The sequence below is a fragment of the Mycobacterium sp. genome, assembly GCF_049802695.1.
Taxonomy (GTDB): Bacteria; Actinomycetota; Actinomycetes; order Mycobacteriales; family Mycobacteriaceae; genus Mycobacterium.
Map to the genome: position 1 here is coordinate 1 of NZ_JBARMY010000567.1, position 7846 is coordinate 7846.

General features: G+C 64.5%; 6 protein-coding genes and 1 pseudogene. 2 read left to right on the plus strand and 5 right to left on the minus strand.

Features of this window, described 5'->3' with window-relative positions; all coding sequences use genetic code 11:
• Positions 1-76: 76 nt before the first annotated feature.
• The 4 genes from WA317_RS22235 to WA317_RS22250 form a co-directional block, all read right to left on the minus strand.
• The gene (locus tag WA317_RS22235) at positions 77-2491 is read right to left on the minus strand and encodes a CaiB/BaiF CoA transferase family protein (RefSeq protein ID WP_425175089.1); all 2415 of its coding nucleotides are present in this window, start codon (positions 2489-2491) and stop codon (positions 77-79) included.
• A gap of 15 nt (positions 2492-2506) precedes the next feature.
• The gene (locus WA317_RS22240) at positions 2507-3478 is read right to left on the minus strand and encodes an enoyl-CoA hydratase/isomerase family protein (RefSeq protein ID WP_425175090.1); all 972 of its coding nucleotides are present in this window, start codon (positions 3476-3478) and stop codon (positions 2507-2509) included.
• 129 nt (positions 3479-3607) lie between these two features.
• Positions 3608-4816, minus strand: a complete 1209-nt coding sequence (locus tag WA317_RS22245; protein WP_425175091.1) for a cytochrome P450 — start codon at positions 4814-4816, stop codon at positions 3608-3610.
• A 189-nt stretch (positions 4817-5005) separates the two neighbouring features.
• On the minus strand, positions 5006-5692 hold the full coding sequence (locus WA317_RS22250) for a TetR/AcrR family transcriptional regulator (RefSeq protein WP_425175094.1): 687 nt from the start codon (positions 5690-5692) through the stop codon (positions 5006-5008).
• 208 nt (positions 5693-5900) lie between these two features.
• Here WA317_RS22250 and WA317_RS22255 point away from each other — a divergent pair, with 208 nt between their 5' ends.
• Positions 5901-6401, plus strand: a complete 501-nt coding sequence (locus tag WA317_RS22255) for a hypothetical protein (protein ID WP_425175092.1) — start codon at positions 5901-5903, stop codon at positions 6399-6401.
• A gap of 46 nt (positions 6402-6447) precedes the next feature.
• Positions 6448-7392: a D-2-hydroxyacid dehydrogenase family protein gene (locus tag WA317_RS22260; protein ID WP_425175093.1), complete on the plus strand. Its 945-nt coding sequence runs from the start codon at positions 6448-6450 to the stop codon at positions 7390-7392.
• 12 nt (positions 7393-7404) lie between these two features.
• On the opposite strand, the pseudogene WA317_RS22265 reads toward WA317_RS22260, so the two are convergent.
• Positions 7405-7846: pseudogene (locus WA317_RS22265) on the minus strand (phosphatase PAP2 family protein); the annotation flags it as partial.

The following is a 7846-nucleotide window of genomic DNA, read 5'->3' on the forward strand; positions in this document are numbered from 1 at the left end:
CCGATACCCGCGCTGGCACCCGTCACCAACGCCGCCGTGCCGGCGAGCCTTCCGGTCATGATTCCTCCATCGCCGGCTATTCGGGCACGCCTGACGACGAACCGGCACCCAGGATCTCATGCAGGACATAGTCGTTGTGCTCGCCCAAATCCGGAGCGCCGTGTTCAATCTGCGCCGAAGACTCCGACATCCGCCACGACGGCCCGAGTATCGGTCGCTGCCCTTCGCGATGATCGCTCACGAAGCAGTAGAACCCACGGTCCCAGAGCATCTCGTCGCCGATCACGTCCACCGATTTGGCGCTCTTGCTCGCCGGCACCCCGGCCGACCGGAGCCGTCGGGCCAGCTGCTCGGCGTCGTGGCCGGAGGTCAGGCAGGCGAGGTCCCGGTCGAGGGCATCGGCATGTTCGCGCCGCCCGGCAAGCGTGGCGTAGCGGGCGTCGCCGGCCAGCGCCAAATCCCCGAGCGCGTCACACAATCGCTGCCATTCATCGTCGTCGGCGACGGCGATGTTGATCCAGTCACCCCCGGTGCAGGGATAGCAGTTATGCGGGGACATGTCGGGATGGCGGTTGCCGTCAGGTTCCAGCCGCTCTCCTGTCAGGGAATGTTCGAGCAGGCGATCGCCGATCATCGACGACAGAGTCTCCACGGCTGACACGTCGATGAACTGGCCTTCACCGGTCAAGTCGCGGTGCAGCAGCGCCACGACGGCAGCGTAAGCGGCTGCCGCACCGACCGTCGAGTCTCCGTAACGCATGCTGGCTCCCAGCGGCGGGCCGCCAGGATAGCCCACCACCGAGGCAAGTCCCGCCAACGCGGAAAAGCACGGCGCATAACCGGTCTGGTAGCCCAGCGGACCGTCGTTGCCCCACATTTTGATAGACACCGAGATGATGTCCGGCTTGACACCTTTGAGTTGCTCGTAGCCCAGGCCCAGCCGTTCCATCGCTTCAGGCCGCAGGTTGTTGACGACGATGTCGCTGCGGGCGATGAGTTCACGCAGCTGCGCCAGACCGTGCGGCGACTTGAGATCCAGGTCGACACTGAGGATCTCCGGATTGATGCTCAAGAAGAACGCCGCGTGGTTGATGTCGGTACCACCGTAGGCGCGCATCTCCTCAGGGTTGGCCGAGGTCTCGACTTTGATCACCTCGGCGCCCAAAAAGGCCAACAGTTTTCCGGCGTACGGACCGGCCCAGACCTTCGTGAGCTCGACGACCCGCACCCCTTCCAGCGGGCCGCCGCGCGACCGGAGTGGCGGTTTGTACTGCGGCGCCTGCACTGTCGGCTGCGTGCGCGGCTCGTTGACACTAGCGAGCACCTCCGCGGTGTGCTCACCGAGGTGGGGCGCGGGCCGGGTGATGCGCGCCGGTGAGGCACTCAGCAGGTACGGCACGGTGGGGTACGACGCGGTACCCAGCACCGGATGGGTGACGTCCCCGAAGAAGCCGCGGTGGCGGTACTGCGGCGAACTGTGCAGGTCGTCCGCCTCGTTGACCGGCACCAGTGGCACACCGGCCCGCTGAGCCTCCTCGGCGACGGCCTCTTTGCTCAGACCGCCGACCCACGCGCTGAACTCTCGATGAAACGTCGCGACTTTCTCTGCGGTGACCGAGAATTCCAGCCAGTCGTCGTCGAAGGCGTCGAGCCACTTCGGGTAGCCCATGAGTTTCTTCAGAGCGAGCCAGTGGCTGCGACTGGTCATGTAGAGGTAGACGAAACCGTCCGCGCAGGCGAAGAACGACGCGGGGCCCTGCTGATCGTAGTCGTCACGGTCATTGCGAGGCGCGATCTCACCGGTGACGTACCTGCCCAGGATGCTGTCGGCCCGCGACACCAGCACCGCCTGCTGAGACACGTCGACATACTGACCACGGCTGGTGTGCAACCGCCAGAACAGCGACGACGTGATGCACAATGCCGCGTCGAGTCCGGCTTCGTAGTCGGCGAGGAAGCGGCCCGGGCCGTTTAACGGCGGCTTGCTGGGGTCGGCGTGGCTGGGAGTGTGATAACCCCATCCGCTGCTGTGAAAGACGTTGCTGCTGCGGGCATTGTCGAACTCCGGCGCCGCGCCCTGCCCGTGCGGTGTGATTGAGCAGAACACCACACCCGGGTGCCGGCGCTGAAGTTGCGCAGACGACAGGCCGGCGCCTTCAGCCCAGGTTGGACTGTGATCGTCGACGACCGCGTCAGCGGTGGCGATGATCTGGTGCAGGCCGGCCGGGCCGGCATTGCCGGAACCCGCGGTGGCGTCGAGCAGGACTGAGCGCTTGTTTGTGTTCAAATACGCGAACAAGCCGCTTCTTTCGCGCTCGTCGGTTCCGTCGCGCCCGCCGATGATCGGTGCCATCCTGCGGGTGGGGCTGCCACCCGGCGGACGCTCGACCTTGATCACGTCTGCGCCGAAGTCAGCGAGCAGCTTGCCGCAGTATTCCCCGGCCACCGATTCGGCCAGCTCAACGATTCTGATGCCTGTCAGTGCCGACATGAATGCGTCGTGCGGTCAGGGCTTCTGGCGTCCGGAGCGGCTCAGCCGCCACTCGGGCGGGAAGTTCAGATCGTTGTCCTTGACGACGTTGTTCAGACCCTTGCTGAAGGTACCCTCGGTGAGGTCCACATCGTTGGCTTGATCGTTCTGGATCAACGGCAACATTCCTTCGACCATCCCGGTCAGCAGGCTGCCGAAGTACTCGCCCTTGTGTTGCTTGTAGAGCTCGAGGAACGTCTTCTGCACCGCCACGGTGTCGGTAGGCCGGGAGCGCGAGCACGCTGTCGCGTACTTCAGTGTCTCTTCTTCCAGCTTCTCGCGGGGCACCACACTGTTGACGAAGCCGCACTCGTACATTTCCTGAGCGGTGAAAGGCCTTCCAGTGAACAGCATTTCGGAGAACTTGCGCAGTCCCATGGTCTCCGCCCACCACCACAGCCGCGGACCCCAGCCGACGTAGCGGAAAGCCGGGTGGCCGAACAGGGCGTCATCGGAGGAGATCACCAGGTCGGCGTCGCCGGCCTGATAGAAGTGCCAGCCGTAACAGTAGCCCTTGGCCTCGATGATGCTGATCTTGCGCAACTCCTGCAGCGGCCGGCAGCCCGCCCGAGCCTTGGCGTAGAAGTCCGTGACCGTGGACAGGTAGCGGTACGAGCCACCCGGGGGGTACTTGACGTCGTCGTCATTGATGGCGAGCTCATGCAGCAACGGCATTCCGGGGTTCTCGATCATTCCCCGCTGTTCGGGCAGGTCTCCGCCACTACCGAAATCTTCGCCCTCGCCCCGGATCACCACGACTTTCACGTCATCGTCGACGTTGCACTTGTGGAGCAGGTCGGCGTAGTTCTGCCGCATGCCCAGGGTGGCGGAGTTCTGCGCGTCCGGCCGATCGAAGGTGATGTAGGCGATCCGGTTCTTGACGTCCTTCTCGAACTTAATGAACGGCTCGGCGTCCTTCTTCATTTGTTCGTAGTTGAATTCGGGCATCGTTGTCCTCTATTTGTGTTTAGTGTTGTTGTGCCTACTTGAGCATGCCGCCCGCGTCGGCGGGAAGCGAAACGCCGGTGACGTAACAAGTTTCGGCACCGGCGAAGAACCATATGGCGTCGGGCCCGCTCAATTGGACGGCACCGAAGCAGGCATCGACTCCCAGCCCCGCACCGTCGACGTCGGGCTCAGGTGGGCTTCGGCCAAGTCGACTTCCCACTCCGGGAAGCGTTTGAGGATCTCCTCCAAGGCGATGCGGCCCTCCAAGCGCGCCAGGGCTGAGCCCAAACAGAAGTGTGTGCCGACGCCGAATGCGAGATGCTGCCGCACCTGCCGGTGGATGTTGAATTCGTCGGCATCCGTGCCGTATTGGCGGTGATCGCGGCAGGCGGCGCCAATCAGCATCATCATCACGCTGCCCTCGGGCACGGTGTGGCCGTGGAAGGTGACGTCGCGGGTGACGTAGCGCGCCGCGTGCGGGGCGGGCGGCTCGTAGCGCAGCAACTCCTCGACCGCCTGCGGAATCAGCGCCGGCTTTTCGACCAGCTCACGCCGTTGGTCGGGGTGCTCTCCGAGAACCTTTCCCGCCCAGCCGATCAACCGCGTCGTTGTTTCGTTTCCTGCGCCGGCTACCACGTTCAGGTACACGAGCAGTTCCGCCCGAGTCAGCCGCCGCAGAGTGCCGGTCTCGTCGAAGAACTCAACGCTCAGCAGATCAGTCATGATGTCGTCCGATGGATGCTCGGCTCTCCAGTCGATGTAGGCGGCGAAGATCTCACCTGTCGCCAAACCGTGCTCGGCGGCCTTCATCGGTTTTCCAGCTTCGGTGCGCAATTGCGCGTTGCCGTGGTCGCGGATGAATTCCTGATCGTCTTCCGGAATGCCGAGCAGCATGCTAATGACCTTCATCGGCATCTGCATGCCCAGATCCAGGACGAAATCGAAGCGCCCGGTTCCGACCAGCGGATCCATTGCGGCCGCGCAGAATTCGCGGACCTTCGGCTCGAGTGCCTGAATCGTGCGCGGAGTGAACATGCGCGCGAGCAGCTTGCGGTGCACGTCGTGGATTGGCGGGTCCTCGAAGATCAGCATGCCCGAGGGGATCTCCAGATTGGCCTTTATGAGCTCGGTGATCACCCCGCGGGCTGAACTGAATGTCTCGTGGTCCACCAGGCCTTTGTTGACGTCGGCGAAACGGCTCAGCGCGTAGAAGTCGTGCTGTCCGTTGTAGTACAACGGCGCTTCCTCGCGCAGTTGCCGGAACATGGGGTAAGGGTCCGCGTTGAGGCCGACATCATAAGGGTCGTAGTAGACGTCACTGCTGGTGCTGACCGTCATGAAAACCTCCTGTCACGAACACCTCGCGCGAATAGCGGACGTGCCGAATGCCCCGCCGCCAGTGTGTCAACACCCATCTCAGCTCGGGCGATTTGTACCTTTCGCTTAAAAGATTGTTCTGACGGAGAAACACTGACTCTATTGCCGTAGAGAACCACATGGTGGGTGCGCTGACAAGAGTCCGTCTCGTCAGTCGAGGCGTGCTGCTTTGCGCCGGCGAGGCGGTCGACGCGGCGCGCCGTCGTGCGTGAGGCGCCCCTGTCGCCCGTGTCGCAGGATGCCCGCCGCGATCGCCGACAGCACCGCGTCAAGTTGCTCGGGAGTCTCAATGACGCGGTCGCCGTGGGCGAACCGCAGCAGCAGGCCGTTGATGAAGGTCAGCGTCACGTTGCTCAGATCGTCGACCACGGCCGGGTCCAGGTCGGCACCGTGCGGCAGCAGGTGGACGAGGATGTCGTGGTGAAGCTTGGTGAAGGCGTCCGCGCCGCGCTGGAGGGTCGCTGCCACAGCCGGATCGCGGGTGGCTTCCAGGGTCAGTTCGTAACGCGCCTTCGTTTGGGTCAGCTGCGGTTCTTCAGCCGACAGGATGACCAGCTTGGACAGCGCTGACCCTGATGATCCCGATGCGGCAGGGGCGCTGTCGGCCACCGACTGCAGGCTGGCCAGGTCGAGTTCGGCGACCCGCTCGGCCACAGCGCGCAACAGCGCAGAACGCGTGCGGAAGTAGAACGATGTGGTGCCGTCCGGAACGCCGGCCTTGCGGTCCACCTTCAGGTGGCTCAGGCCCTTGGCGCCGTGATCGGCGAGCAGCTGAATGGCCGCGTCGCACAGCTCACGGCGACGCTCCATCGGATTAGGCTTGCGGCGCTTCTGCAGGGCGGCCGGGGAGCGATCCATCAGAGGTGGCTTTCGGGTGAGATCAGTCGCGACTTTGGGGGTTTTTCATTTTCGCCGAGCAGGTTACTCTATGTTCGTAGTGTCAACTGTGTTTGTAGTTTCTGCAAATCGCCTACGTCAGCCGAACGGATAACTTGTGGCCGCTTCCACCAGCCCTTCCCGCGCAGCAAGCAGCCCGGCTCAGTCGGTGACCACGCCGCTTGACCCGCCGAGCGAGGATCTCGACCGATACCGGCTCCACGTCGTCGCACCGAGCGTCGCCGAAGCGGTCGCTGCTGCGGGCGGACTGATCTTCGACCGGGCGATGGCCGGTTGGGACGTCACAGTCATGGTCGCCGGAGAAATCGACGATCGGCCGATCAGGATTCTCGGCGCGAAAGCCGAGAATCTGTTGACGGCGCTGGCTTCCCGGGGCGGGGCAGGGCATCCGCGCGCATTGGCAGTGGCGACCGATGTGCTGGCCGGCAGCGAGGCTGTGCGTCGGGATCTCGTTGCGGCGTGTAATGCTACGACGATCGACATTTTGTTGTGGGGTGGGCACTGTCCTCCGGAGTTGAAGTGCGAGATCACTCCGGTCGGACACCAGCCGAGTGCCGCGGCGAACGTCTTCAAAGCGCACGCCCTTGCGGCGGTGGGCACGGACACTCCTGCCGACCTGGACGCAGAGGGTTTCTTCTCGTTGACGTGATCAGCGGCGCGTTCGAACCGGCGGCGCAGTAACAGCAGTGGAAGCAATGAAAGTCGCGATCCTCGACGACTACCAGAATGTCGCGCTGAGCATGGCCGACTGGTCGGGGGTCGCCGCCCGAGCCGACATCACCGTGTTCAATGACCACCTCGCTGATCCGGACGCGGTGGTGGACAGGCTCAGGCCTTTTGATGTGGTCTGCGTCATGCGTGAGCGCACTCCACTGACGCGCAACACTATCGAGCGTCTCGAGAACCTGAAGATGATCGCGTCGACCGGACCGTACAACGCGTCGATCGACACTGCGGCCGCGGAAGAGCACGGCATCCAGGTGAGCGCGACCGGCGGCTACGTCGAGTCCACTGTCGAACTCACCTGGGCGCTCATCCTCGCGTCGGCCCGGCGGATCGTCGACGAAACCCTTTCGGTGCGGGCCGGCGGCTGGCAAACTACGGTCGGCCGCCAACTTGCCGGCGCGGTGCTGGGCGTGCTCGGTCTGGGTCGGATCGGCACCCGGGTGGCGCGTGTCGGGGCGGCGTTCGGCATGCAGGTCATCGCGTGGAGCACAAACCTAACCCGCGAGGCCGCCGAACAGGCCGGGGCGATGTATGTGTCCGAGGACGAGCTGTTCAGCCGCGCCGACGTGCTGACCGTCCACCTGGTGCTCAGCGAACGCAGCCGTGGACTGGTCGGCGCACAACAGCTGCAGTGGATGAAGCCGACGGCGTTGCTAGTCAACACCTCGCGGGGGCCGATCGTCGACGAGCAGGCTTTGATCGAGGCCCTGCAGTCGCACAGGATCGCCGGGGCGGGACTCGACGTGTTCGACGTCGAGCCGTTGCCCGACGGCCACCGGCTGCGGTCGTTGGACAATGTGGTCGTCACCCCGCACATCGGCTATGTCGCCGACGCGGTGTACCGAACCTTCTACGGCGAGGCCGCCGCCGCCATCGCTCACTGGCTCGCTGAGTCCTCCGACCGGATCGGCTGAGCGTCCGTCCCCGCTGCGCCGCGATTCCAGCCGACCGATGACGAGCAGGACGACCGCAGCGAATGCCCAGCCCAACAGAATGTCGACGACGTAGTGCTCCGCCGCGTACACCAGAGTGAAGGCCATGGTCAACACGTAAGCCGGCAGCAACGGCCGCCAGCGCCAATCAACGCGGCGCCAAAGGAACACCGCGATCATGACCGACAAGGCGGCATGCAGCGACGGAATGGCGGCGACAAGATTGACACTGGCTTGCCCCGAGTCGATCAAGACCCCGGCGGACTGCAGGTGCAAGGTGCCCCAGCCGCGCGTCGAGATGCGCTCGATGAATCTGTTGGCGCCGGGCTGACTCATGTGCATCGCGCCGAGCAGGCCACCGTCGGGAGCGCCCGCGAAGTTGCGGAACATGCATGCCGGCCCCGACGGGCCGGCAGCGACGTCGGCGGCGTCGCAG

Excerpts from the sequence above, each read along its gene's own strand:
- WA317_RS22235 (WP_425175089.1), bottom strand. The coding sequence starts at position 2,491 with ATGTCGGCACTGACAGGCATCAGAATCGTTGAGCTGGCCGAATCGGTG.
- WA317_RS22240 (WP_425175090.1), bottom strand. The coding sequence starts at position 3,478 with ATGCCCGAATTCAACTACGAACAAATGAAGAAGGACGCCGAGCCGTTC.
- WA317_RS22245 (WP_425175091.1), bottom strand. The coding sequence starts at position 4,816 with ATGACGGTCAGCACCAGCAGTGACGTCTACTACGACCCTTATGATGTC.
- WA317_RS22260 (WP_425175093.1), top strand. The coding sequence starts at position 6,448 with ATGAAAGTCGCGATCCTCGACGACTACCAGAATGTCGCGCTGAGCATG.